The sequence below is a fragment of the Flavobacterium urumqiense genome (genome assembly GCF_900108015.1).
GTDB lineage: Bacteria > Bacteroidota > Bacteroidia > Flavobacteriales > Flavobacteriaceae > Flavobacterium > Flavobacterium urumqiense.
Genome location: NZ_FNVP01000008.1, coordinates 1 through 26,418, shown reverse-complemented (window position 1 = coordinate 26,418; position 26,418 = coordinate 1). Strand labels below are relative to the sequence as shown.

The window sequence follows — 26,418 nt, the reverse complement described above, 5'->3', positions numbered from 1 at the left end:
TTATTCCAAAGGCAAATTAAGTGTTAAAGTGATTGCTTCCAAAACTTCAAAAGCAGTTTCTGCCATCTTATTCCCTTTTGTATCCAATAATGGATTAACCTCCACAAATTCGATACAAACTACTTTTTTAGATTCAATAATCTGGTTGATAATTGCAATTATTTCGTACTGATCAAATCCCTTAGGAACGGGCGTTCCTGTTCCGTAAGAAATCATATCACAATCCATCGAATCCACATCAAAAGAAATATATAATCTATCGCAATGCGACAACTTTGACAAAACTTCTGCTACACATTTTTCAAGACCTCTATAACGTATTTCATCAACTTTATAATTTCTAATATTCAACTTTTCTATCTGCTTATCTTCCGCTTCTTCTGTGTCACGAACACCAAAATAAACTAAATTTTCAGCTAGTATTTTGGCTCCTTGGCATCCAATATTTTTCATATCTTCCCAAAGCTCTTGTGTTTCTGGAGCAACTTCATTATTCTGACAACTCAAATTATCATCAGCAATGGCAGCAGACAATGGCATTCCATGAATATTTCCCGAAGGTGACGTGTAAGGCGAATGTAAATCAGCATGAGCATCAATCCAAATCACGCCCAATGTTTGTTCCGGATAAACCGCTTTTATTCCACTTATGGTTCCCAATGCCGAAGAATGATCTCCTGACAAAACTATTGGAAAATAATTATTCTTTAAATTTTTCTTGACCGCATTACAAACCCGAGAACATTGTTCTACAACATGCTCAATTCTTTTGGCGGAAGTACTTCGATTTTTATCATAAATGGATTCGTTGTGTGTTTTCACATCTTCAAATTCAAATTGATTAAAATAATCACTATTTTGATTAATAGCCGCAATTTCGATCGCATCGATACCCATATCCGAACCTCTCGTTCCGGCACCGATATCAGATCTGTTTTTTATTAATTTGATTGCTTTTTCCATTGTAATCACCATTATTTGAAATCATTTAATGCTTTCTCAATAATCGCCAGACATTCGTGAATTTGAGCCTCGGTAATGACCAATGGCGGAGCAAATCGAATTTTGTTTCCGTGTGTTGGTTTTGCCAATAAACCATAATCTCTGAATTTCATACAAATATCCCAAGCTAAATCGGATTCCTCATCGCTGTTAATAACGATAGCATTTAATAATCCTTTACCGCGAACCAACGTGATTAAAGGGTTTCTTGCAGCAATTTCGTTAAGTCCCGTTCTTAAAACTTCTCCTAAGTAAGCAGCATTTTCAGCCAGATTTTCATCACGAACCACTTCAAGAGCTGCAATGGCTACAGCAGCTGCAACAGGATTTCCACCAAAAGTAGAACCATGCTGTCCTGGTTTGATTACATTCATAATTGGGTCATTCGCCAATACAGCCGAAACCGGATAAACACCACCTGAAATGGCCTTACCTAAAATAAGAATATCGGGTTTAACTTCTGGTTTGTTTTCACATCCTTTTTTACAAGAACAATTTCCACAAGTAGCTAATAATCTTCCCGTACGCGCAATCCCTGTTTGAACCTCATCAGCAATGAACAAAACATTGTATTCCTCACAAAGTGCTTTGGCTTTTGCCAAATAACCTTCCGAAGGAACATAAACGCCAGCTTCTCCCTGAATTGGTTCTACCAAGAAACCTGCAATATTTTTTGTTGATTTTAAAACATTCTCTAATGCCTCAGTATCATCATATGGTATTTTTATAAATCCTTCTGTAAAAGGACCAAAGCTTTTACGTGCATTCTCATCATTTGAAAACGAAATAATAGTGGTGGTTCTTCCGTGAAAATTATTCTCGCAAACAATTATTTGTGCTTGATTTTCAGGAATTCCTTTTACTTCATATGCCCATTTTCTACATATTTTCAAAGCAGTCTCAACTGCTTCAGCTCCAGTATTCATTGGCAAAACCTTATCAAAATTAAAATATTTGGTCATATATTCTTCATAAGGGCCCAATTGATCGTTATAAAAAGCACGTGAAGTCAACGTCAGCGTTTGCGCTTGTTTTATCATAGCACCAACAATTTTTGGATGACAATGTCCTTGATTTACTGCCGAATAAGCAGACAGAAAATCAAAATATTTTTTCCCGTCGATATCCCAAACATACACTCCTTCACCTCTTTCCAGAACTACCGGCAGAGGATGATAATTGTGAGCACCGTATTTATTTTCTTTTTCTATCAACTCGTTAGACTTTGAAGAAAGTGTTTGATCTATATGTTCCATAACTTACTGTTTTTTAAAACTTTGAAACAAAAATAACTAATATTTTTTATTTAACAACAATATATGAATATTTTGACTTGATTTTGATGTAAAATAATTAATATTACTTTTAATACTACGTAAATAAGTCATTTTATACAAAATAGTATGTAGTTTTAGTTTTAGATGAAAAATAATAATTACTTTTATACGGATTAAGAATACCTTTTTAATTTAATAAAAAAACTCATGGATGCATTATTGGATGAATTCGATATCAATATTATTAAAGAACTCGAAAAAGACGGTAGAATGGCCTATTCAGCCATTGCGACAGCTTTAAAAATATCCAATACAATGGTTCATCAGCGGATCAACAGATTAATTGAACAAGGAATAATTATTGAAATAAAACCAATTATTAATGAGAAAAAAATTGGTTTTGACTGGGCATCTTTCACCGGTATCACATTAAACAAAGACCAAGATTCGAATCGAATTATTGCCGAATTAAAAAACATCCCCGAAATCACAGAATGTTATTATGTCACGGGTTCTTTTACCCTTTATATAAAAATTGTAGCCCGAGACCATGAGCACATGAGAAAAATTCTTTATGAGAAAATAGACAATATTCCTGGTATCTCAAAAACGGATTCTATAATAGAGTTGGGTTGTGCCTTCAAAAGGAACGTTTCATTGTAAAATGTAAAACTATCAAAAGACAAATTAAATGCAGATAAAAAAACAAATTCTAAATCAGTTTTGGGTTAAAACCCTATTTGTTATTATTATTTTGTCCGTTAGCTTTACGATGAAAGCACAAAAAACAAACGGTAAATTATTTATTATTGGCGGCGGAATCAAATCTGATAAGATGATGAAACAGTTAATCACGATATCTAATTTAAAGAAAAAAGATTATATCGTGGTTTTACCCATGTCGAGCGCACAACCTGACAGCGCTTACATTAACTTTAAAGAACAAATCAAGAAACTGACTCCCAATCCAATCGTGATGCTCAATTTTGATCATGAAACGGTTAATGATAAAGTATGGAATGATTCCTTACAGCATGCAAAACTAATTTTTATCAGCGGCGGCGATCAGTCTAAATTTATGAATGTTGTGCGAAACACTACAATCAGTACCGCTATTCACAACGCTTATGAAAACGGCAGTACAATAGCAGGAACGAGCGCCGGAGCAACTGTGATGTGTGAACATATGATTACAGGAAATCAAAAATTAGAGACTAAATATACCGAGACTTTCAATAATATTCGATACGATAATCTGGAAACCACTGAAGGATTAGGTCTTGTTAAAAATGTAATTATAGACCAGCATTTTCTAAAAAGAAGTCGCTACAATCGATTACTATCTGCTTTAATTGAATTCCCAAATTACACAGGAATTGGTATTGATGAAAGCACAGCCATTATTATTAGTAATAAAGAAATCGAAATTATTGGCGAAAGCGAAGTTATTGTGGTTAAAAAACCAAAGGGAATCAGCAAATCTAAAAACAATAATTTCGTAAGTATAAAAAGTTTGAAAATGGCCATTTATAAAGAAGGTCAAAAATTTAAAATTTAATAAAAATGAAGCATTTCAAAAATAATTTACCGTTGGCTATTTTAGTTTTTTGTTTAAGTTTTCCAATGTTTTCGCAAAACATTTCTACTAAGGAAATTAAAAGACTCCAAGAATTAGCTCAACAAGTAACAATTATCAGAGACAATTGGGGAATTGCTCATGTATATGGGAAAACTGATGCTGATGCTGTCTTTGGAATGCTTTACGCACAATGTGAAGATGATTTCAAACGAGTAGAAACGAATTATATCGAAAAATTGGGGAGACTTTCCGAAATTAAAGGGCAATCGGTTTTATACAATGATTTAGAAATAAAACTTTTGATTGACACAGAGGAAGCGAAAGCGGATTATAAAAAAGCTACGCCTTGGCTAAAAAAATTATTGAATAGTTATGCTGACGGAATAAATTTTTATTTAAACAATCACCCCGAAGTGAAACCTGCATTATTGACCCATTTTGAACCTTGGTATCCTTTACTGTGGACAGATGGCAGCATCGGAGCCATAAGTACTGCCGATCTTTCGACAGGAGAATTGAAAGCTTTTTATTCTGGAAACACGGATAAAGTAGCCTACATAGAAAGAGAAAAAGACGTGCAAACAGGTTCTAATGGATTTGCAATTTCCCCTTCAAAAACTGCTTCCGGAAATGCCATTTTGTATATCAACCCGCACACCACCTTTTATTTCCGACCTGAAATACAGATAAGCAGCGAGGAAGGATTAAATGCTTACGGCGCAGTAACTTGGGGACAATTTTTTATATATCAAGGTTTTAATGAAAATTGTGGCTGGATGCATACGTCTTCAAATGTGGATGTTGCCGATATCTATGCCGAGAAAATCGTAACTAAAAACGGCAAATTATTTTACGAATACGATAAAAAATTAGTTCCAATTATCGAAAAAAAAATAACCATCAATTACCTTGAAAATGGGAAACTGATTCCCAAAACCTTTAAAACATACTTTACCAACAACGGTCCAATAATGGCAAAAAGAGATGGAAAATGGATTAGCTTAAAATCAAACAATCGTTCCATGAACAGTTTGGTGCAAAGTTGGGTAAGAACAAAATCGAAAGGATTTGACGACTACAAAAAAGCAATGGACTTAAAAGCCAATACTTCAAACAATACTGTTTACGCAGATAATAAAGGAAATATTGCTTACTGGCACGGAAATTTCATTCCAATTAGAGACAAAAACTTAAATTGGTCAAAAGTGGTGGACGGCTCAACATCCGCCACACAATGGAAAGGATTGCATCCCGTTTCAGAAACAGTTCATTTATACAATCCCACAAACGGCTGGCTGCAAAATTGCAACTCCACACCCTATTCTGCGGCTGGAATTAACAGTCCGAAAAAAGAAAATTATTTACCTTATATGGCGCCCGATGGTGAAAGTTTTAGGGGATTAAATGCCGTTCGCTTATTAAGTCAAGGCAACAATTATACGCTGGACAAAGTAATTGCCGACGGTTACGATACAAAACTAACTGCTTTTGAATTTTTAATTCCAGCCTTAGTTGCCAGCTTCGAAAAAAATATAAGTAAAGAAAATCCGCTTTATAAGGAATTAGCAGAACCAATAGCGCTTTTAAAGAACTGGGATTATTACACCAACGAAAATTCAACAGCTACAACTTTAGCTATTGAATGGGCCTATAAATTAGATCCTATTATTCAAAAGGTATATGTTGAAGAAGGTGAATTAGATCAAGTCCAAAATACTCAGAATTTTGCAAAAAATGCTTCTCCCGATCAATTGATTCCTCAACTGCAAATAGTGGTGAATGAATTAAAAACAAAATTTGGCACTTGGCAAATTCCTTGGGGAGAAATTAATCGTTTCCAGCGATTATCGGGTGATATTACTCTCGTATATAATGATGCATTTGAAAGTATACCAATAGGTTATGGACCAGCACTCTGGGGGAGTTTACCAGCTTACAAGAGCAATTATCAAAAAGGCAGTAAAAAGCGCTACGGATTTAACGGCAACAGTTTTGTATGTGCAGTAGAATTTGGCCCAAAAATAAAAGCAAAGTCTTTACTAGCAGGTGGAAACAGTAGCGATCCAAAATCGAAACATTTCTATGACCAAGCTGAAATGTACCGAAAAGGACAATTCAAAGACGTCTTGTTTTATAAAGATGATGTTCAAAAAAATGCTGAAAAAACCTATCATCCTGGCGAATAATCTCTCTACTCTTCATTATCAGAATTAAAAATACAGTGATAAAATAAAAAAATCAAAGTCTTAATTTTAGAACAAATTAATTAAGACATTTGTAAAAATAAAAACACCCGATATGAAAAATATTTTCTTTGCCCTTTTAGGATTCGTATTGTTTTCTAATGGCACATTTGCACAATTAAAAGCCGTAAAATACACGGATAAAAATCAAAAATTAAATGGATTGTCGATTGCTCCAAAAAAAGGCAGCAAAACTAAACCTGGAATCTTAATTCTTCCCGCTTGGAAAGGAATAGATACGCATGCAAAACAATCAGCCGAGCAATTGTCAAAAATGGGATATTATGCATTTGTCGCTGATATCTATGGCGAGGGAAACTACCCAACCAACACACAGGAAGCTGGAAAGCAAGCTGGTTTTTACAAGACTAATGTAGCTGATTATCAAAGACGCATTCAACTTGCTTTAGATCAATTAGTGAAAGCAGGTGCAAATCGGGATAATATTGTTGTGATAGGCTACTGTTTTGGAGGAACTGGTGTTCTGGAATCAGCTAGATCAGGAATGAAAGTTAAAGGAGTCGTTTCTTTTCACGGAGGTTTAGGACGTGATGCTGCAAGAGTAAATAATCCGATCACCACAAGAATATTGGTTTTACACGGTGCAGATGATCCTTACGAATCCAAAGAAGAAATTGCAGCTTTTCAACAAGAAATGAGAGATACAAAAGCAGATTGGGAAATGATTTATTATGCTAATTCAGTTCATGCTTTTACAGACCCTGAAGCTGGAAACGATAATTCAAAAGGAGCTGCATACAACGAAAAGGCTGCTAAACGTTCTTGGGAGCGCATGAATTCTTTCTTGAAAGAAGTTTTGAATTAATTTTTTTTAAAATATTTTTTTAAAACAGTATAAGTTCAGTTTTTTTGTTAGTTTTATAGATAGTAATTCAACAAAAAATATAGAAGTTATACTGTTTTTTTTTATGTCAAAAAGTAAAATTAGAAACGACAAAACATGTCTCAATTGCAGATGTGTGGTAGAAAATAGGTTTTGTCCTAATTGTGGACACGATAATACTGACACCCGAAAGCCGTTTCATCACCTTTTTGTTCATTTTTTTAAGGATTTAAGCCATTATAAAAACGCTTTTCAGAAATATGATTTATTACATTCCTAAAAAGCAGTTTATTATTTTTTATTAACTTCATTCTTATCATCATTATATTTATACTTTTTGCCTTTTACACATTTATAACTTTACATTAAAAAAACATGAAAAAAATAACCGCATTGAGTTTGCTTTTGGTTTTAAACATCAGCTGTACTTCTCAAAAAATGAGCCTTACTGATGTTGACCCAACAAAATACATGAAAACTATTACAGCTGAGGATTTAAAAACACATCTGTATATTGTCGCTGCTGATTCGATGGAAGGACGCGAAACAGGCTCTGCCGGACAAAAAAAAGCAGGTGTTTATTTGATCAGTCAGTACAAGAAAAATAACGTTCCTTTTCCTAAAGGAGCTACTGATTATTACCAACGAATTCCTGCAGCTTTCTTGAATGCAAAACGCAACGAAAATTTAGCGGATTCAGAGAATATCTGGGCCTATATTCAAGGTTCTGAGAAACCAAATGAAGTCTTGGTTATTTCGGCCCATTACGACCACGTAGGGATTAAAGATGGCGAAGTATACAATGGTGCTGATGATGACGGTTCCGGAACTGTCGCTTTACTGGAAATTGCGCAAGCATTCGAAAAAGCCAAGAAAGAAGGGCACGGCCCCAAGCGCTCTATTCTTTTTCTTCATGTAACTGGCGAAGAGCACGGTTTACATGGTTCGCGTTACTATTCTGAGAATCCTTTATTCCCTATAGTAAATACGATTACAGACATCAATATTGACATGATTGGCCGTCGCGACGACGCACATACAAACACGAATAATTATGTCTATGTAATTGGTGCGGATCGTTTATCAACGGATTTAAATACTATTTGTACTGTTGCAAATGCAAAGTATATTAAAATGGATTTAGATTATAAATTCAACGATCCTAAAGATCCAAATCATTTTTATGAGCGTTCTGACCATTATAATTTTGCCAAAAATGGTATTCCTGCCGTTTTCCTTTTCAATGGTGTTCATGCTGATTACCATCAAAAAACAGATGAACCAAACAAAATCGAGTATGATGCTTTAGCCAAAAGAACCCAACTGGCTTTTGTAATCGCATGGGAATTGGCAAACAGAGAAAATCGTCCGGTAGTCGATAAAAAAACACTTTAGAATTAGGGCAAATCCCGCCGAAAAAACGGGTCGGGCTATACGTTACAAACGAAGTTCACTGAACTCCTATGTAAATAAATAGTACGTGAAATACTCTTTTTTTGTCTCGTTAAAAAACGAGATAAAAAAAAGGATCTCCACTGCTATCCCTTGTGCAAAAACATAAAAAAATAGCTTTGAAGGAATTTAGAGCTCTTTTTTATTTAAATTCAAACCATAAAAAAGCCCATATATATGGGCTTTTTTCTATTTTAGATATTCAAGTTTAAAATCATTTTTAAGCAATCTCATCGAATACAATTTTATCAGCGCTGTCTATTTTGATCGGTTTATCTGTTGGCAATGTAAAATAGAAAGAGGAACCTAAACCTTCCGTACTTTCCACCCATATTTCACCACCATTTTTTTCTAAAAATCCTTTGACTAGTAACAAGCCTATTCCTGCTCCTTTGTTTTCTACTCTTGCTTTGGAAAGTATATTCATTTGTGGTGTAAAAAGTTTTTCCTGAATTTCTTTTGACATACCAATACCTGAATCTTTTATCTGTACAACTATTTTACCATCTGTCGTTTTTGCTGAAACCGTAATTTTGCCACCTGGTAAGGAATGTTTGATTGCATTTGAAACTATATTTTGGATAACAGAAAGCAGCATTTTTCCATCCGCAAAAACCTCAGTATTCTCATCAATTTCATGATGAAGATTTATTGTATTTAAAGAAGCCGTATCATTTAAAGTGTCAAACACTTTTTTTACATATCCTACCAGTTCAATTTTTCTTGGAGAAAACACTTCTGCAGCGTATTTTATTCTTGCCCACTCGACTAAATAGTCTAACATATTTAACTCATCTGTCGATGCTTTGTGAAGGAGTTCCAGCATTTCTTTGACTGTACTTGGATTCATCCTTTCAAAGTTATCTTTCAAATATCCGGTTGTGGCAATAATACTAGATAATGGACTTCTCAAATCATGTGAAAGAATGGCAAGAACGCTTTCTTTATGAGCGTTAAGATCTTCCAATTCCTTTACATAATTTTTTATCGCGTCTTCTGATTTTTTTCTTTCCGTTAAGTCGCGTAGGATTTTAACGTATCCTAACATTTCTCCATCTATTCCAATTAGCGGGAAAACTAAACCATGAGCATAAAATTCACTTCTATCTTTACAAATGTGCGTTCTATTATCTGTAGCTCTTCCTTCTTTTAATGCAGTTTCAATTTCATTTTTAGGGATGCCCTTTTTTTTATCTTCATCTGTAAAAATTATGTCAAAATGTTTTCCTATAATTTCATCCGGATCGTAACCAAATATTTTTGTTGACCCAGAACTCCAGCTGTTAATTACAAATTCATTATCAATAGTGAAAATAGAGTAATCTTGTAAACTGTCAATGATTTGGCTGTAAAATTCAGCAGTTGGAATATAATTACTTTTTAGAATTTTAGAATTGATTTGCTCGTTTTTCATTAGATAAATTAAAAGGTATTTAAAAATTTTGAATGCAAAATAGTATTTGAAAATCAGGCGTTAATGAGCGCAAAGATATGCAAAATGATACATGAATATTAAAAAATGAAAAATATTAATCGTACGGTAAGAATGCCACTACTATCACCTATTTTCCTAAATCAATTTACACTATATTCATTACACTGAAATTGTTTTTACTACTTATAAAAAAAGAATAATTAGTATTAAACTAATTATATTCATTTTACGATTGTCTTTACAAAATTCAAGCCAATAAATAAATTCAAACAATATTACGAAAATTAATTCCACAAAAAAAGCCCCGAATTTCTTCGAAGCTTTTGCTTTCTGGGTGGGAGACGGGGCTCGAACCCGCGACCCTCGGTACCACAAACCGATGCTCTAACCAACTGAGCTACAACCACCATTTGCTTAGCGGTGGCAAATATACAACATAAGTTTACTTCTGCAAATAATTTTTTTAAAAAATTACATCAAAATTAGATCAAATCTCCTAAGCTATTGACTGCCAAATATCTTTCAACTGTAAAACCTTCCGCGTGATCTACTCCCACGAGCCTTCCAAAATCCTGAGAACGGTAATTAAGGCTTTCAAAGAAGTTTCTGCTGGTGATTGGTGACTCCGGTTCTTTAGAATTGGCATCGTAAAATTGGGAACGATACGCTATAATAGATTCAATTTTCTTATCCGTAAAACCTGTAATGTCAACCACAAAATCTGGTACAAGGTTTTTCCATTGCATATAATGGTAAACTAACTTAGGTCTCCAGGCCTCTTGACTTTCTCCATCAACACTCGTTTCTACTTTTCTCAATCCTGATAAAAAACAGGCATCCGAAACTAATTTACTTCCCTTTGCATGATCTATATGGCGATCGTCAATTGCATTACACAATACAATTTCTGGTCGATACTTACGAATCATTTTTATAACCTCCAACTGATGATTTTCGTCATTTACAAAAAACCCGTCACGCATTTCTAAATTCTCGCGTACTAAAACACCTAAAATTTTTGCAGCAGCATTTGCTTCCTGATCTCTAATTTCAGCCGAACCACGGGTTCCTAATTCTCCGCGGGTTAAATCGACTATTCCCACTGTTTTACCTAAGGAAATTTCTTTTAAAATGGTTCCGGCACAACCCAATTCTACATCATCCGGATGCGCGCCAAACGCTAGTATATCTAATTTCATTTAAATTTTATTTACTGTTTTTTTAGTTTAATGTTTAAAGTTCCTGCATACACCTGAAATCTGAAATTTTTCATCCTAAATCTAAAACCTTCTTCATCGTGATCGATTTATTGACGCTTTCCCTCCACTCTTTTTCAGGAATACTGTCCTTTGTTATACCACAGCCCATATACAAATGTACTTTGGTCTTTGTAAGTTTCGAAGAAATTTTAATTTGCATGCATCGCAAGTTAACGTATAAATCAGATTTTAGTTCTTTTTTTTTAAATCCTTCTTTGTTTAATTCGCCTAAAAAACCGGTGTAATATTCTCTGTTATAGCCTTCATTTTCCAAAATAAAGTCTTTGGCAGTTTCTTTTGGCAATCCACAAACGGCCGGTGTTGGATGCAAAATGGAAACTACTTGTTTCAAACTTGAATTCTCCTTTATTATCCCCTCAATATCTGTTTTAATATGGGCTAACGTTCCTGCTTGTAAAGTGTAAGGACTGGAAATTGCCACTTCAGAAGTCAGACTTTTTAAATTATTCAAGATAAAATCAGTGACAAATTGCTGCTCTTCCATTTCTTTTTTCTCCCAAACTACTTCAGCCTCATTATTAATTTTTTGTGTTCCGGCAAGTGCCATCGTATAAAACTTCTTGTTTTTGGCCTTCAGTAAACGCTCTGGTGTAGCGCCCATCCATAATCCTATTTTTGGATGAAACCAACAATAGCAAAAAGCAGTTGGGTAACTTTGAATTAATTTTTCAAAAATCGAAACTAAATCAAAATTGGACAAATCAACGATTTCTTCCCTTGACAGAACCACTTTTTTTAAAGTGCCTTTTGCAATCGCATCAATCCCTTTTTGAACAAGATTTTCGAAATGCTCTTTAGCTTTGCTGTCTTCAGAATCTTTAAAAACAGAAACTTGAGTTTCTTTAAAAGAAGTGATCAGCGATTCCCATTTTACAGATTCATTTTTAGGGATAAGAATCATTTGGCTTCCTTCAAAAGGAGCAAAAACAAAACCACTCTCTTCAAAATTTTCAGCAAAATATAAATGGTCGTTATTTTGAAAAAAACCGGCTAATTTAATATCATTTGGTTTTCTGTACAATACAAAAGGCAAATTTTGAGCTTTTTGCTGTTTCACTTTTATAAAAAAATCAATCATACATTAAATTTTTAAAATGGATTGCAATAAAAAAAGGTCGTCAATTCTTATTTTTTCTCTTTGGTCAAAACCATATTTGTCAATTTACATAACGAAATCAGATTTCCGTCTTCATCAGTCACTTTAATTTCCCAAAGATGCAGCGTTTTTCCTTTATGAATAATTCTGGCCGTTCCATAAACAACTCCTTCGCGAATGCTCCTTAAATGATTCGCCGAAATTTCAATTCCACGTACTTCTTGTTCTTTGTCATTAATAAAAAAATGAGAAGCCGCACTGCCCACACTTTCTGCCAAAGCTACCGAAGCGCCGCCATGCAATAATCCCATAGGCTGATGAACTGAAGAGTTTACAGGCATTTTGGCCACTAGAAAACCCTCACCAGCATCAATATATTCAATATTTAGGGTTTGCATTAAGGTATTTTTTGAAAATTCATTGCAGTATTCCAGCATTTTACTTTTATCCAACATCATCCGATTTATTTTTAAAATGTAAATTTAAATAAAAGATGAGTTAGAAAACAGCAAAACAATTGATAATATAAACTCAAAATTAAAATTCATAGCTATCCAAATGAGTTTTTTCCTATTTTTACAAAAAATCTAACGCAATGCGTCCTATCACTTTTTTGTTATTTATTGGAATATTGATTTCAGTTTGCTCCTGTCGAAGTGATTTTGAGACAACAGCCAGCACTGGTGATTTGACTTTTTCTAAAGATACTATTTATTTAGATACTGTTTTTACCAGCATTGGCTCTAGTACGTACCGTCTTAAAGTCTACAATAAAAGTAAAAATGACATCACCATTCCCACCATACAATTAGCGAAAGGATTGAATTCGAAATATAGAATGACGGTTGACGGAATGCCGGGAAACAACGGCAAAATATTCAGCAATGTAAATTTATTAGCCAAAGACAGTTTATATATTTTCATTGAAACCACAGCCAATATTACAGATGCTAATCCAGCTAATTTTCTATATACCGACCAAATTCAGTTTGATAGTGGTGAAAACCTTCAAAAAATAGAATTGGTGACCTTAATTCAAGATGCCATTTTCCTTTATCCAAAACGATTCGCTGATGGAACCACGGAAACACTTCCCATTGGTGATGAAAAAATTGATGGTTTCTTTTTGAATGAAAATGACGCTGTAAACGGAAACGAACTCCATTTTAAAAACACAAAACCTTATGTAATTTACGGTTATGCCGCAGTTCCTTCTGGAAAAACGGTAACTTTTGATGCAGGATCGAGAGTTCATTTTCACGCAAATTCAGGTCTTATTATATCTAATTCCGCATCTATTAATGTAAATGGAGCCATATCAACCACCGATAAACTAGAAAAAGAAGTCATTTTTGAAGGAGACCGTTTAGAACCTGATTATTCTGATGTTCCGGGACAATGGGGAACGATCTGGCTGACCAATGGCAGCACCAACAACAATCTGAATCATCTTACCATCAAAAATGCCACCATAGGATTATTGGTTCAAAACAATGACGGAACAACCGTAAACATAAAAAATACTCAAATTTACAATTGTGCTAATTATGGGATTTTGGCACAAACTGCCAAAATTAACGGAGAAAATCTGGTAATCAATAATGCCGGTCAGGCGAGTTTAGCCTGTTCTTACGGAGGAAACTATAAATTCACTCATTGTACCTTCAACAATAATTGGAATAGTTCGGAGCAAGTGGCCGTTTTTGTTAGTAACTATATTACGGGTGCCGTTCCTGAAGTCAAAGATTTAACCGCGGCAACATTCAACAATTGTATTATTTACGGTTCGTATTCCACTGAAATGATATTAAAGAAAAAAACGGCTGCCGCGTTCCAATACCAATTCAATAATTGTCTGCTCAAATTTGATAACGTATCCAATACATTTACTGCGAACCCTGATTATCAATTTGGAACTGATGCTGCACATTACAACGCAATAATTTTAAATAAGGATCCGAAATTTTTTAAAATTTCCCAAAACAAATTCAATATTGACGATACTTCTGCCGCTTTCGCAAAAGGGAAGTCGACATATCTGATTCCGATAGACATCAAGGGAAACACTCGAACTTTACCACCGGATTTAGGAGCGTATCAAAACAAAGCATTTCCAAAATAAACATTTATGAATGAGACTGTATTTCATTTAAATCCAGGAAAAAACTTTTGATTTACTTAAACATTTAGTAACCTGAAGCACTAATAAAAATAGTAGTTTTATCAAAATTTTAACTTAAAAAATGCAATCCATTATCAGATTATGAAACAAATCTACTCGCTACTCTTTTTATTATTTTTTACAATAGGTTTTGCGCAAGCTCCGGCTGCGTATTATTCGAACGCCACAGGGACAGGTTATACGTTGAAAACCCAATTATATAATATTATCAAAGATCATACGGTCAATGATTATGCAGGATTGTATGTTACCTACCAAACTTCTGACATTGATAATTTCTTTGAAAACGACGGCTCCGTCTTAGATATGTATTCGGAAAATCCTGCTGGAGTTGATCCTTATAACTATAACATAACGTCAACACAACGATGTGGGAACTATACAAAGGAAGGAGATTGTTACAATAGAGAACACATCATACCACAATCTGTATTTAACGAAGCTTCACCAATGGTTTCTGATGCCCATTTTATTACACCTACAGATGGAAAAGTAAATGGAATTAGGTCTAATTACCCCCATTCAATGGTATCAATTCCTACACTAATTACTCGTAACGGAAGTAAACTTGGCGAAAGCACTACCGCTGGATATACAGGTCCGGTTTTTGAACCAATAGATGAATTCAAGGGAGATATTGCCAGAATGTATTTCTATTTTGCCACTCGTTATGAAAATACAGTTGCCGGATATTCATACCCTATGTTCAATGGTTCAACCAATAAAGTATTTACCACAGCATTTTTAAATCAACTGCTGGCTTGGCACAATCAAGATCCGGTAAGTAGTAGAGAAGTGGCCCGTAACAACGCTATTTATGCGCGTCAAAACAATAGAAATCCTTACATTGATCATCCAGAATATGCAGTATCCGTATGGACTACAGAACCTGTTGATACTCAAGCTCCAACAGCAGCAACAAATCTAACGGTAACAACTACAACATCAAACTCGGCTACTTTAACATGGACAGCAGCAACAGATAACATTGCAGTCACCGGCTATGATTTGTATTTAAACGGTACTTTTAAATCTACTGCAACCGGCTCAACAGCAACTTTATCAGGCTTAACACCCTCTACTACTTATTCCTTTTATCTAATAGCTAGAGATGCTGAAAGAAATTCTTCGGTTTCCAGTACATCAGTAGATGGAACGACAACTGCCGCACCTGCTGGAGGAACAACAGCTCCAGAAATATTCTTCTCAGAATACGTTGAAGGTGCTGGTTTCAATAAGGCATTAGAAATTGCTAATTTCACAGGAGCAACAGTTGATTTATCCGTTTATTCCATAAGAAAACAATCAAATGGTGCTGGAGCTTGGACTGCTGGTTTGAATCTAACTGGTACATTAAACAATGGAGCCGTATTTGTCTTAGTTGATCCGCAAATTGCAGTAGCCTGCTATACAGCTGCCAGCGCAAACCTATCTTCCGCACAAGAAGCATTTAACGGAAATGACCCAATGGGTTTGTTTAAAAATGGTGTACTTTTAGATATCATTGGGACATTTAACGGGGGAGCGACAAATTTTGGAGCCGACGAGACCTTGCGAAGAAAACCAAGTATTTCAGCACCAAATACAACTTTCAACAAAACTGCTGAATGGGATGTATATGCTAAAGACACTTGTAATGGTTTAGGAAGTCATTCATTGGCAACCCTTTTTAATGTTGATTTTGATTCTAATGAATTTAATATTTATCCAAATCCATCAAATGGAAATGTCAAAATAAATTTCGAAAATTCGAATGAAAAATATTCTGTTCAAATGTTTTCAGTATTAGGACAAAAAGTTTTTGAAAAAGAATACAACAACATTTCATCTGCAGCTGTAAACAATCTTCAAAAAGGAGTTTATTTAGTCAAAATAACAAACCATAGCAAATCGGTTACTAAAAAACTAATTGTAAATTAATATAATGAATTAATTTATTTAAAGCGGCATTAGATGGTGCTTTTTTTTGTTTTCATTTTTATAAATAACAAAATTACTTTACCATGTATTTTAAATGAGCACTACAGGTTTCTTTCTTGCATCCTATTTTAAATTAAAAACTAATTCACTTCAAATGTTAATAATTTTGTTAAAAAAATCATAAAAATCTTCACAATTCCTTAACATAAAACAGCCTTAAAATTATAAATTTGTGCATCTTCAATATTTTAAAATCTTTAAATCAAGTTTTGAAAACGGAGACTAAACCAAAACCAATTTTTTAAACGATGAAAAAAATCTACGCTTTCTTATTACTAATGTTCTTTACTGCGAGTATTGCCCAGATGCCTACGGGATATTATTCAACGGCTACCGGAACGGGGTACACTTTGAAAACCCAATTATACAACATCATTAAAGGTCATGTTGACAATGGCTATGCCGGTTTATATACCACTTATCAAACTTCGGATGTTGATAATTTTTATGAAAATGACGGTTCCGTTTTAGATATGTATTCTGAAAAACCTACTGGAACTGACCCTTATAATTATTCTTTGGGAACAACGCAAAGATGTGGAACTTATAGTGTTGAAGGAGATTGCTACAATAGAGAGCACATCATTCCTCAATCTACTTTTGGATCTGCAGCACCAATGGTTTCTGATGCCCATTTTATAACACCTACCGATGGAAAAGTAAACGGTCAAAGATCTAATTATCCTCATGGAATGGTTGCGTCTGCAACCTGGACTTCTTTAAATGGCAGCAAACTTGGATCAAGTGCCGTATCAGGGTATACAGGTACTGTCTTTGAACCAATAGATGAATTTAAAGGAGACATTGCCAGAATGTACTTTTATTTTGCAACGCGTTATGAAACTGCGGTTTCTGGATATACTTATGGTATGTTTAACGGAACAAGTAATCAGGTATTCACTACTGCTTTTTTAAACATGCTTTTAGCTTGGAATACACAAGACCCGGTAAGCGCCAGAGAAGTTGCTCGCAACAATGCTGTTTATGGTACTCAAAACAATAGAAATCCTTACATAGATCATCCCGAATATGTACAGGCAGTTTGGAACCCGACAGCTGACTCTCAAGCACCAACTGCTCCAACAAATTTAGCAGTAACGGCTTCAACATCAAATTCAGTAGCATTAAGCTGGTTAGCTGCGACAGATAACACTGGAGTTACAGGATATGATGTATATATGAATAGTGCATTAAAAACAACAGTAACTGGATTATCAACAACTATAACCGGACTTACGGCCTCAACAGTGTATTCTTTTTATGTAATTGCCAAAGATGCTGCAGCAAACTATTCTGTTACAAGTAATACGGTCAATACTACAACCTCTGGCGCTACTGACACCGTAGCGCCAACAGCACCAACCTCATTAATAGCGTCTGGAACTACTAGCACAACAACTAATTTAAGTTGGACTGCCTCTACTGATAATACTGGAGTTGCTGGTTATGATGTGTACCAAGGTGCAACATTAAAAGCAATAGTAACAGGCACAACTTATTCTGCAACGGGTTTAACAGCTGCCACCGCTTACTCTTTTTCAGTAAAAGCAAAAGATGCTGCCGGAAATGTTTCTGCCTCAAGCAATGTAGTTAATGTAACTACCGCAACAGCTTCGATATCTTATTGTGCTTCTCAAGGAAACAGTACTGCTGATGAAAAAATCAGTAAAGTCGTTTTTGGAACGATAAACAATTCATCAACTGGAACTGCAGGTTATGAAAATTTCACTTCATTAACTACAAATACGGCACGCGGAACAGCTTACTCATTTACAATTACTCCTGTTTGGACCAGTACAGTATACAGCGAAGGATATGCAGTTTGGATTGACTACAACCAAAACGGTCTGTTTACAGATGCCGGAGAATTAGTTTGGTCTAAATCAGCCTCCACAACAACTCCAGTTTCAGGTTCTTTCACTATACCAACAACGGCAACTTTAGGAACGACAAGAATGAGAGTTTCTTTGAAATACAATGCAATTCCAACAGCTTGCGAAGCGATTCCTTTTGGACAAGTAGAAGATTATTCTGTAACAATTACCGCAGCAACTTCAGATACTATATCTCCAACAACTCCAACTTCTTTATCAGCTTCTGGAACTACCGCTACCAATTTATCCTGGACAGCTTCAACGGATAACGTAGCGGTAACTGCTTACGATGTGTACCAAGGTCCAACTTTGAAAGCAACTGTTACGTCAACAACCTATGCTGTAACCGGATTAACGGCTTCAACAGCTTATACTTTTTCCGTAAAAGCAAAAGATGCCGCCGGCAATTTTTCTACTTCAAGTAATGTAGCTAGTGTTACTACTGCCGCCGGTGGTTCAACAGCTACCGATTTATTGTTTTCTGAATATATTGAGGGTTCTTCAAATAACAAAGCATTGGAAATTTCGAATGCGACAGGAAATGCCGTAAATATGTCCATTTACAGCATTAAAAAACAAACAAATGGTGCCGGAGCCTGGAGCACAGGACTCGCTTTGACAGGAACCTTGAATAATGGAAGTAAATTTACCATTGTAAATAGTTTGATTGCTTTAAGTTGTTATTCTACAAGTTCAGCAAACCTTTCTACATCAGCTGCTGAAATGGCGTTTAATGGAAATGATGCTGTAGGATTATTTAAAAACGGAGTCTTAATCGATATCGTTGGAACTTTTAATGGAGGAACGGCAGATTTTGCTGTTGATGTAACTTTAAGAAGAAAATCGACTGTAACTTCTCCAACTACAACATTCAATAGTACTGCGCAGTGGGATTCTTATGCCGTTGACACTTGTAGTAATTTTGGAAGTCGTATCACTACAAAACCAACTAAAACAGCACAAATTGTAGATTTTAGCGACTTTAAAATGTATCCAAATCCGTCTGACGGGAACTTTTCAATAGACAATTCAGATAAAGACTTTACAATTGAAATCTATAATATCCTTGGTCAAAAGGTTTTTGAAAGAAAGAATGCAGATGGTTCAAACCTATCTGTAACCAATCACAACAAAGGGGTGTATCTGGTAAAAATAACGGATGACTCAAAATCCTTGATTAAGAAACTGATTATTAACTAGTTTTAGTTAAAGAATCGATAATTAGAAAGCGGCATTAGTAGACTGCACCCAAAAAGTTAAACACTATTTGGGGGCAGTCTAAATTGCCGCTTTTTTTTGTTCCAAATTTAATCTTAATTGACTAAATTTGCACCGCAATACAACAAACTATATAACAATGATCCATTTCTTTGAAAACCAAAGCAAAACTGTTTTTGCCGTACAGACGCAAAACGAAATTTCAGCTCAAGACATTTCAAAATTAAACTGGCTTTTTGCCGACTCAAATAAAATAGAAAAATCCGTACTGACGGATTTTTTTGTTGGTCCTCGGGCCGCTATGGTTACGCCTTGGAGTACAAATGCTGTCGAAATCACCCAAAACATGGGCATTGCGGGAATCATTCGAATTGAAGAATTTCACAAAGCTACTGCGGACTTCTCTGATTTTGACCCCATGCTTTCGCAAAAATATACCGAGCTAGATCAAGATATTTTCACTATCAACATACTTCCTGAAGCTATTTTAGACATTGATGATATTGCAGCTTACAATAAAAAAGAAGGATTGTCTTTAAGTCCTGATGAAGTAGATTATTTAGATAATTTAGCCATCAAATTAGGACGAAAACTAACGGATTCTGAAATTTTTGGTTTCTCACAAGCCAATTCAGAACACTGTCGTCACAAGATTTTTAACGGCAAATTTATAATTGACGGAGAAGAAAAAGAGTCTTCTTTATTCAAAATGATTAAGAAAACGTCTCAAGAAAACCCTAACGATATTGTTTCTGCTTACAAAGACAATGTGGCTTTTGTAAAAGGACCACGTGTGCAGCAGTTTGCTCCAAAAAGCGCTGACAAACCAGATTTCTATGAAACAAAAGATTTTGATTCGGTTATTTCATTAAAAGCAGAAACACATAATTTCCCAACAACCGTAGAGCCTTTCAATGGAGCTGCAACAGGTTCAGGAGGAGAAATTCGTGACCGTTTAGCTGGTGGACAAGGTTCATTGCCATTAGCCGGAACGGCAGTATACATGACCTCCTATTCCCGTTTGGAAGAAAACAGATCTTGGGAAAACTCGGTTTCAGAAAGAAAATGGCTGTATCAAACGCCAATGGATATTTTAATTAAAGCCTCTAATGGAGCTTCTGATTTTGGAAACAAATTTGGACAGCCTTTGATTACAGGTTCTGTACTTACTTTCGAACACCAAGAAAATGCTTCGACAGGCTCAGCAAAGGCTAGAAAATTAGGTTACGATAAAGTAATTATGCAAGCCGGTGGAATTGGGTACGGAAAATTAGATCAAGCGATAAAACACAAACCACAAGAAGGCGACAAAATCGTTATTTTGGGTGGTGAGAATTATAGAATCGGGATGGGTGGAGCTGCGGTTTCCTCTGCAGATACAGGAGCTCTTGGTTCCGGAATTGAATTGAATGCAATACAACGTTCGAACCCGGAAATGCAAAAACGTGCGGCCAATGCGATTCGTGGTTTGGTAGAAAGTGATAATAATCCAATTGTTTCCATTCACGATCACGGTGCTGGAGGACACTTAAACTGTCTTTCAGAATTAGTGGAAGAAACAGGCGGTTTGATTGATTTAGACCAATTGCCTGTGGGTGATCCTACGCTTTCTGCAAAAGAAATTATTGGTAACGAATCTCAGGAAAGAATGGGATTAGTTATTGGTAAAGAAAATATCGATTTACTTCAAAAAATTGCCGATCGGGAACGTTCACCAATGTATCAGGTGGGAGAAGTGACTGGCGATCATCGTTTTACTTTCGAATCAAAAACTACCGGTGCTAAACCAATGGACTTTGCTTTGGAAGACTTTTTTGGAAGTTCTCCAAAAGTAGTAATGACCGATAAAACGATCGAATACAACTATGCCGGCTTAGAATATACTACAAAAAACATCACTACTTATTTAGAGCAAGTACTTCAACTAGAAGCGGTTGCCTGTAAAGACTGGTTGACTAATAAAGTCGATCGTTGTGTAGGCGGAAAAGTGGCCAAGCAACAATGTGCGGGACCATTGCAATTACCATTGAACAATTGTGGTGTGATGGCGTTGGATTATTTAGGAAAAGAAGGAATTGCGACTTCAATAGGCCACGCTCCTATTTCAGCGTTGATTGATCCTGTGGCTGGAAGCAGAAATGCGATTGCCGAATCCTTATCTAATATTGTTTGGGCACCAATAAAAGACGGACTGAGAGGAATTTCTCTTTCGGCTAATTGGATGTGGGCATGTAAAAATGAAGGTGAAGACGCTCGTTTGTATGCTGCTGTTGAAGCCTGTTCTGATTTTGCGATTGAATTGGGAATCAATATTCCAACAGGAAAAGATTCGCTTTCTATGAAGCAAAAATACCCGAATGACGAAGTGATTGCGCCGGGAACGGTAATTATTTCGGCAGGTGGTAACTGTACAGATATCAGAAAAGTAGTAGAACCTGTTTTACAAAGAGACGGCGGTTCTATTTATTATATCAATTTATCGCAAGACGAATATAAATTAGGAGGTTCATCGTTTGCACAAGTTCTGAATAAAATTGGAACCGAAACGCCAACGATAAAAGATGCGGCTTTCTTCAAAAAAGCGTTTAATACCATTCAGGAATTAATCTTAGAAGGCAACATTCTTGCTGGACACGATATTGGAAGTGGTGGTTTGATTACGACTTTATTGGAAATGTGTTTTGCTGATGTGAATTTAGGAGCTAAAATAGATTTCTCTGTTTTTGAGGAAAAAGATATTATCAAATATCTTTTTGCGGAGAATATCGGAATTGTTTTTCAAGCTAAAAACGATGCAACTTTAGAAAGCAAGTTAAACCAAAACGGGGTTAGTTTTTACAAATTAGGAACTGCAACGAGTGAAGCGACTTTAGACTTTGGTCCTTGCAAATTAGACATTGCAAAATACAGAGATGTTTGGTTCAAAACTTCGTTTTTATTAGACCAAAAACAATCGAAAAACGGAACAGCACAACAGCGTTTCGACAATTATAAAAACCAAGCATTACACTTCACTTTTCCTGCCCATTTTACAGGAAAAAAACCACTTATCGACGCTTCTCAACCACGACCAAAAGCGGCTATTATTCGTGAGAAAGGAAGTAATTCGGAGCGTGAAATGGCAAATGCGATGTACTTGGCTGGTTTTGATGTAAAAGATGTTCACATGACCGATTTGATTTCGGGGCGTGAAACTTTGGAAGACATTCAGTTTATTGGTACTGTGGGAGGATTCTCTAATTCAGATGTGTTGGGTTCAGCCAAAGGTTGGGCAGGAGCATTTTTATACAACGAAAAAGCAAAAACCGCTTTAGACAATTTCTTCAAGCGTGAAGATACGTTGTCAGTGGGGATTTGTAACGGCTGCCAATTGTTCATGGAACTCGAAGTGATCAATCCGGAGCATGAAGTACACGCAAAAATGTTGCATAACCAAAGTCAAAAACATGAAAGTATTTTTACTTCGGTTACGGTGCAGGAAAACAACTCGGTGATGTTGTCCAGTTTGGCTGGTGCAACATTAGGCGTTTGGGTTTCGCACGGAGAAGGAAAATTCAACTTACCAATGGGCGAAGAAAATTATAATATTGTTTCTAAATATGCCTATGAGGGCTATCCTGCTAATCCAAATGGCTCTCATTTTGATGTTGCGATGCTTTGCGACAAAACAGGACGCCACTTGGTGATGATGCCACACATTGAGCGTTCTACATTTCAATGGAACTGGGCACATTACCCAAAAGACAGAGACGATGAAGTTTCACCTTGGCATGAAGCGTTTGTCAACGCCAGAAAATGGATGGATAAATAATATTTTTTGCTAAATTATACTGAAAGCGTTCCTGAAAAGGATCGCTTTTTTTGTGGGAAAAATTTATAAAGCCCTAACCTATTTTGTAATAAATTTAGTATATATTTACAATAGCAAAAACTATTTATAGCACAAAGCTAAACCAATAGAGTGAATTGAAACTACTTTATATGTGGTATATGCGAGTTGGTGTTAATCATACAGAAAACGGAAGAATTTAGTAATGTAACACAACAAACTATAGATTTTATATTTGTGAAATAAAAGATTTAGTTTAAAAATATTATATGAAGATAAGAGAAAGTTTAATGAGTGATATCGAATCTTTTTTGCTAGAAGCACTGAAACTTTATAATGTTGAAAAAATAGTTAATAGATCTGAATATCTTTACTTAAAATCAAGAATATGTGCTTTAAGCAAAGATGATTTTGAATCCAAAGAAAAACATAAACATTTCTTAAGATACATTTACCAAACAGAATTGCTAGCGCAAAGAAATACAATACAAAATCTATTCAGTAAAAATCTACTTCGAAAAGAGCATTTTAATAATGATCTCCCACATTATTTTTGGGTTGATAAATATCTTAGAACACTTTTAGATTGGTTAAAATAATCCCTACCGCGTTGATATACTTCAACCGTTAGCGCAGTTCACGACCGCAACGTCAAGAAAATTTATTGCAAGGGAATGTAATTTCACCATCATCTTCGATACTTCAGTAGCAATTTTTTGCTAATAAAATGTTTAATTACTATTTTTTGTAACTTCGGACATTTCAAACAATAAAATTTAAAATTAAACTACCCCAAATCATATGAATACTACTAAAAACTGGCATGAAAAACATAAAGAAAAATTAACCTTCGGTAGTCGTTTAGCTGATTCAGTAGCCAGCGGAATGGGATCTTGGAAATTTATTATTGTTCAGACATTTTTAGTAATATTATGGATGGGATTAAACCTCGTCGCCTATACCCATCATTGGGATGTTTACCCTTTTATCTTACTTAATCTTCTCTTTTCGACACAGGCTGCTTATGCTGCTCCTATAATCATGATGGCTCAAAATAGACAAAATGATAGAGATAGAGCCCAAGCACAATCTGATTACCAAACCAATAAAGATGCAAAACTAGAAATAGAAGCTTTGGCCATTAAGTTGAATTCGATTGAAGTAGATAAATTAGATAAAATAATAAGAATGTTAGAAGAGATGAAAAATAATTCGAAGGATAAATAACGTGGCCAAAAGTTTACCCCGCTACGCAAAGTGTCCTTGTAAATAAATAAATTTCTCGCGATTGCTACGTAAATGTCTCTGAATTTTCTCCCGAGAACGTGAATGTCCCACTCGTGAACACTAACAAAAACAACTATAAATTTGTAATATTTAATGAGAAAGTTATAGGTTGTTAAAACATTAATACTATGCAAAATTATGACGAATTAGTTTATAGAGGCACATCATTTACATTGAATGCATTGAATTCCAAAATAATAGAATCACTCGAAACAAGTGTGTCAACCATTGTAGTTAAGAATCTTCAAATGATTCAATTACAAAAAGCAATCTTAGCTATCGGAATGTTTTCATTATTTGATTCAATATTGCAAGATGGATTATCATGTCGAAATGGATTCGAAGGGGCTAAAAAAACACTAATTAAAATTGGAAAAATTGAACTCAATGATCGTTTCGATAATTTTATTTGTGCTATCAATGTACTTAAACATGGACAAGGTAGGAGTTATAATACGTTAGTTTCAAAATATAAATTATTACCCTTTAGGATTAATTGCCAGGAGAGAATTTCTTTGATGAAGGTGATGTCACAGAAGTTTCTACATTAATTGTTGTAGATGATACATTCGTTTTAAACTGCGCCAAATTGATTGAGGAAGTCTCAAAAGAGATAAGAAATGAATACCCTAGTTATTGTTTGTAAACTAGTTTTAAAACTGTACCGCTCGTGAACACTAACAGAAATTACTATAAATTTGCAATAGGCACGAGCGGGATACTCGCGCCAGCAATGGAATTATACAAAACAAACACATTGAAAAAAAGGCAATTTCCTGAACCTGTTATAAGAACAAAATCACGCTCCAAAAATTAATTTTCTAAAAATAAATTCATCCAATAATATGGATTGGGCAAAATTTAAAGTTTGTTTTGTACTTTTAAAGCATACTCATTAACCCAAAAAACTTAAATTACAATAATGAATTATCATTTTAGAAAAGCGGAATTATCTGAGATAGCTCCAATATGGGAAATATTACAACAGGCAATCATACGAAGAAAAGAAGACGGCAGTAAGCAATGGCAGGACGGTTATCCTAATCCAGAAGTTGTACAAAAAGATATTGTACAAGGAGAAGGATTTGTTTTGGTTAATGGAGAAACAATCATCGGTTACAGTGCAGTACTAATTAATGACGAACCTGCTTATGCTGAAATTGAAGGAAACTGGCTTACGAATGATGATTTTGTTGTCATACATCGCGTAGCAATTTCTGAAAAATATTTGGGCAAAGGTTTCGCTAAAATTATTATTAAAAACATAGAAGATTTTGCGCTAAGTAACAACATATACAGCATAAAAGCAGACACCAATTTTGACAATATAGCCATGATTAAAATCTTTGAAAATTCAGGCTATACGTATTGTGGCGAGGTATATTTTAGAGGAAGTTCCAGAAAAGCGTACGAGAAAATACTAGCTAATTCTTTCTGAAATTTTTACAATTTAGTCAACTTTAGAAAAAGCACTACTTTTAATTTGCAGGATTCAAGTTATAAATGCAACTTTTTGATTAAACATATAATTAGGTGTTTCAAAATTAAATCTTTTTCTTGGTCTATTGTTTAATTTCTCTTGTATTTCTATAATTTTCTCTGGAGTTATTTCATCAAATGATGATGATTTGGGTATGTATTGTCTTATTAATCCATTTAGATTTTCATTTGCACCACGTTCCCAAGGGCTGTAAGGGTTGGCAAAGAAAAAATCTATTTCAAGTGCCAAACTAATCTCTTGATGTTGCGCAAACTCTTTTCCATTATCAGAAGTTATTGTATTTATAAAGTGTTTCCAGTTCTGTAGTAATTCGATTGTTGCTTGTTTTACCAATTCACT

20 protein-coding genes and 1 tRNA gene are annotated in these 26,418 nt (G+C 34.9%); 13 read left to right on the top strand and 8 right to left on the bottom strand.

What is annotated here, in order from left to right:
- Together rocF and rocD are read right to left on the bottom strand one after the other, a co-directional pair.
- Entirely contained in the window at positions 1-963 is a 963-nt protein-coding gene (gene rocF / locus C4S35_RS10450) for an arginase (protein ID WP_104000229.1), read from the bottom strand.
- A gap of 11 nt (positions 964-974) precedes the next feature.
- Entirely contained in the window at positions 975-2,258 is a 1,284-nt protein-coding gene (gene rocD, locus C4S35_RS10445; protein WP_104000114.1) for an ornithine--oxo-acid transaminase, read from the bottom strand.
- Between the two features lie 228 nt (positions 2,259-2,486).
- Between rocD and C4S35_RS10440 the strand changes: the two genes are divergently transcribed.
- From C4S35_RS10440 to C4S35_RS10415, 5 genes are all read left to right on the top strand, one after another.
- A complete protein-coding gene (locus C4S35_RS10440; protein WP_104000113.1) occupies positions 2,487-2,942 on the top strand; it encodes an Lrp/AsnC family transcriptional regulator in 456 nt (151 codons plus the stop codon).
- A gap of 28 nt (positions 2,943-2,970) precedes the next feature.
- Positions 2,971-3,837 (top strand): cyanophycinase, encoded by an 867-nt coding sequence (locus C4S35_RS10435; RefSeq protein WP_104000112.1) that lies wholly within the window; start codon positions 2,971-2,973, stop codon positions 3,835-3,837.
- 5 nt (positions 3,838-3,842) lie between these two features.
- Positions 3,843-6,044, top strand: a complete 2,202-nt coding sequence (locus tag C4S35_RS10430; RefSeq protein ID WP_244175247.1) for a penicillin acylase family protein — start codon at positions 3,843-3,845, stop codon at positions 6,042-6,044.
- A 112-nt stretch (positions 6,045-6,156) separates the two neighbouring features.
- A complete protein-coding gene (locus tag C4S35_RS10425; RefSeq protein WP_104000111.1) occupies positions 6,157-6,927 on the top strand; it encodes a dienelactone hydrolase family protein in 771 nt (256 codons plus the stop codon).
- A gap of 393 nt (positions 6,928-7,320) precedes the next feature.
- Positions 7,321-8,340: a M28 family peptidase gene (locus C4S35_RS10415; RefSeq protein WP_104000109.1), complete on the top strand. Its 1,020-nt coding sequence runs from the start codon at positions 7,321-7,323 to the stop codon at positions 8,338-8,340.
- Positions 8,341-8,617: 277 nt separating this feature from the next.
- Here C4S35_RS10415 and C4S35_RS10410 read toward each other — a convergent pair whose 3' ends face one another.
- From C4S35_RS10410 to C4S35_RS10390, 5 genes are all read right to left on the bottom strand, one after another.
- A complete protein-coding gene (locus tag C4S35_RS10410) occupies positions 8,618-9,811 on the bottom strand; it encodes a PAS domain-containing sensor histidine kinase (RefSeq protein WP_104000108.1) in 1,194 nt (397 codons plus the stop codon).
- A gap of 353 nt (positions 9,812-10,164) precedes the next feature.
- A tRNA-His gene (locus C4S35_RS10405) sits at positions 10,165-10,240 on the bottom strand.
- Between the two features lie 74 nt (positions 10,241-10,314).
- Entirely contained in the window at positions 10,315-11,031 is a 717-nt protein-coding gene (bshB1, locus tag C4S35_RS10400) for a bacillithiol biosynthesis deacetylase BshB1 (protein WP_104000107.1), read from the bottom strand.
- A 70-nt stretch (positions 11,032-11,101) separates the two neighbouring features.
- Positions 11,102-12,190 (bottom strand): chorismate-binding protein, encoded by a 1,089-nt coding sequence (locus C4S35_RS10395; RefSeq protein ID WP_104000106.1) that lies wholly within the window; start codon positions 12,188-12,190, stop codon positions 11,102-11,104.
- Between the two features lie 47 nt (positions 12,191-12,237).
- Complete coding sequence (locus tag C4S35_RS10390) at positions 12,238-12,666, bottom strand: PaaI family thioesterase (protein ID WP_104000105.1); 429 nt, start codon at positions 12,664-12,666, stop codon at positions 12,238-12,240.
- 137 nt (positions 12,667-12,803) lie between these two features.
- Between C4S35_RS10390 and C4S35_RS10385 the strand changes: the two genes are divergently transcribed.
- The 8 genes from C4S35_RS10385 to C4S35_RS10350 all read left to right on the top strand — a co-directional run bounded on the left by C4S35_RS10385 (position 12,804) and on the right by C4S35_RS10350 (position 26,016).
- Entirely contained in the window at positions 12,804-14,330 is a 1,527-nt protein-coding gene (locus C4S35_RS10385; RefSeq protein ID WP_104000104.1) for a hypothetical protein, read from the top strand.
- Between the two features lie 141 nt (positions 14,331-14,471).
- A complete protein-coding gene (locus C4S35_RS10380; protein ID WP_104000103.1) occupies positions 14,472-16,310 on the top strand; it encodes an endonuclease in 1,839 nt (612 codons plus the stop codon).
- Positions 16,311-16,618: 308 nt separating this feature from the next.
- Positions 16,619-19,444 carry an endonuclease gene (locus C4S35_RS10375; RefSeq protein ID WP_104000102.1) on the top strand — a complete coding sequence of 942 codons (2,826 nt, stop codon included), beginning with the start codon at positions 16,619-16,621 and terminating at the stop codon, positions 19,442-19,444.
- Positions 19,445-19,601: 157 nt separating this feature from the next.
- A complete protein-coding gene (gene purL, locus C4S35_RS10370; protein ID WP_104000101.1) occupies positions 19,602-23,273 on the top strand; it encodes a phosphoribosylformylglycinamidine synthase in 3,672 nt (1,223 codons plus the stop codon).
- A 287-nt stretch (positions 23,274-23,560) separates the two neighbouring features.
- Positions 23,561-23,890 carry a hypothetical protein gene (locus tag C4S35_RS10365; protein WP_104000100.1) on the top strand — a complete coding sequence of 110 codons (330 nt, stop codon included), beginning with the start codon at positions 23,561-23,563 and terminating at the stop codon, positions 23,888-23,890.
- A gap of 202 nt (positions 23,891-24,092) precedes the next feature.
- A complete protein-coding gene (locus tag C4S35_RS10360; RefSeq protein WP_104000099.1) occupies positions 24,093-24,518 on the top strand; it encodes a DUF1003 domain-containing protein in 426 nt (141 codons plus the stop codon).
- A 188-nt stretch (positions 24,519-24,706) separates the two neighbouring features.
- Positions 24,707-25,129 (top strand): hypothetical protein, encoded by a 423-nt coding sequence (locus tag C4S35_RS10355; protein ID WP_208618881.1) that lies wholly within the window; start codon positions 24,707-24,709, stop codon positions 25,127-25,129.
- A gap of 371 nt (positions 25,130-25,500) precedes the next feature.
- Positions 25,501-26,016 (top strand): GNAT family N-acetyltransferase, encoded by a 516-nt coding sequence (locus tag C4S35_RS10350; RefSeq protein WP_104000098.1) that lies wholly within the window; start codon positions 25,501-25,503, stop codon positions 26,014-26,016.
- Positions 26,017-26,070: 54 nt separating this feature from the next.
- Here C4S35_RS10350 and C4S35_RS10345 read toward each other — a convergent pair.
- On the bottom strand, positions 26,071-26,418 hold a 348-nt coding region (locus tag C4S35_RS10345; protein ID WP_146059535.1), incomplete at its 5' end, for an IS30 family transposase.

Excerpts from the sequence above, each read along its gene's own strand:
- C4S35_RS10395 (WP_104000106.1), bottom strand. The coding sequence starts at position 12,190 with ATGATTGATTTTTTTATAAAAGTGAAACAGCAAAAAGCTCAAAATTTG.
- rocF (WP_104000229.1), bottom strand. The coding sequence starts at position 963 with ATGGAAAAAGCAATCAAATTAATAAAAAACAGATCTGATATCGGTGCC.
- C4S35_RS10410 (WP_104000108.1), bottom strand. The coding sequence starts at position 9,811 with ATGAAAAACGAGCAAATCAATTCTAAAATTCTAAAAAGTAATTATATT.
- C4S35_RS10415 (WP_104000109.1), top strand. The coding sequence starts at position 7,321 with ATGAAAAAAATAACCGCATTGAGTTTGCTTTTGGTTTTAAACATCAGC.
- bshB1 (WP_104000107.1), bottom strand. The coding sequence starts at position 11,031 with ATGAAATTAGATATACTAGCGTTTGGCGCGCATCCGGATGATGTAGAA.
- C4S35_RS10425 (WP_104000111.1), top strand. The coding sequence starts at position 6,157 with ATGAAAAATATTTTCTTTGCCCTTTTAGGATTCGTATTGTTTTCTAAT.
- rocD (WP_104000114.1), bottom strand. The coding sequence starts at position 2,258 with ATGGAACATATAGATCAAACACTTTCTTCAAAGTCTAACGAGTTGATA.
- C4S35_RS10375 (WP_104000102.1), top strand. The coding sequence starts at position 16,619 with ATGAAAAAAATCTACGCTTTCTTATTACTAATGTTCTTTACTGCGAGT.
- C4S35_RS10365 (WP_104000100.1), top strand. The coding sequence starts at position 23,561 with ATGAAGATAAGAGAAAGTTTAATGAGTGATATCGAATCTTTTTTGCTA.
- C4S35_RS10380 (WP_104000103.1), top strand. The coding sequence starts at position 14,472 with ATGAAACAAATCTACTCGCTACTCTTTTTATTATTTTTTACAATAGGT.
- C4S35_RS10430 (WP_244175247.1), top strand. The coding sequence starts at position 3,843 with ATGAAGCATTTCAAAAATAATTTACCGTTGGCTATTTTAGTTTTTTGT.
- C4S35_RS10440 (WP_104000113.1), top strand. The coding sequence starts at position 2,487 with ATGGATGCATTATTGGATGAATTCGATATCAATATTATTAAAGAACTC.
- C4S35_RS10355 (WP_208618881.1), top strand. The coding sequence starts at position 24,707 with ATGCAAAATTATGACGAATTAGTTTATAGAGGCACATCATTTACATTG.
- C4S35_RS10435 (WP_104000112.1), top strand. The coding sequence starts at position 2,971 with ATGCAGATAAAAAAACAAATTCTAAATCAGTTTTGGGTTAAAACCCTA.
- C4S35_RS10350 (WP_104000098.1), top strand. The coding sequence starts at position 25,501 with ATGAATTATCATTTTAGAAAAGCGGAATTATCTGAGATAGCTCCAATA.
- C4S35_RS10385 (WP_104000104.1), top strand. The coding sequence starts at position 12,804 with ATGCGTCCTATCACTTTTTTGTTATTTATTGGAATATTGATTTCAGTT.
- C4S35_RS10360 (WP_104000099.1), top strand. The coding sequence starts at position 24,093 with ATGAATACTACTAAAAACTGGCATGAAAAACATAAAGAAAAATTAACC.
- C4S35_RS10390 (WP_104000105.1), bottom strand. The coding sequence starts at position 12,666 with ATGATGTTGGATAAAAGTAAAATGCTGGAATACTGCAATGAATTTTCA.
- purL (WP_104000101.1), top strand. The coding sequence starts at position 19,602 with ATGATCCATTTCTTTGAAAACCAAAGCAAAACTGTTTTTGCCGTACAG.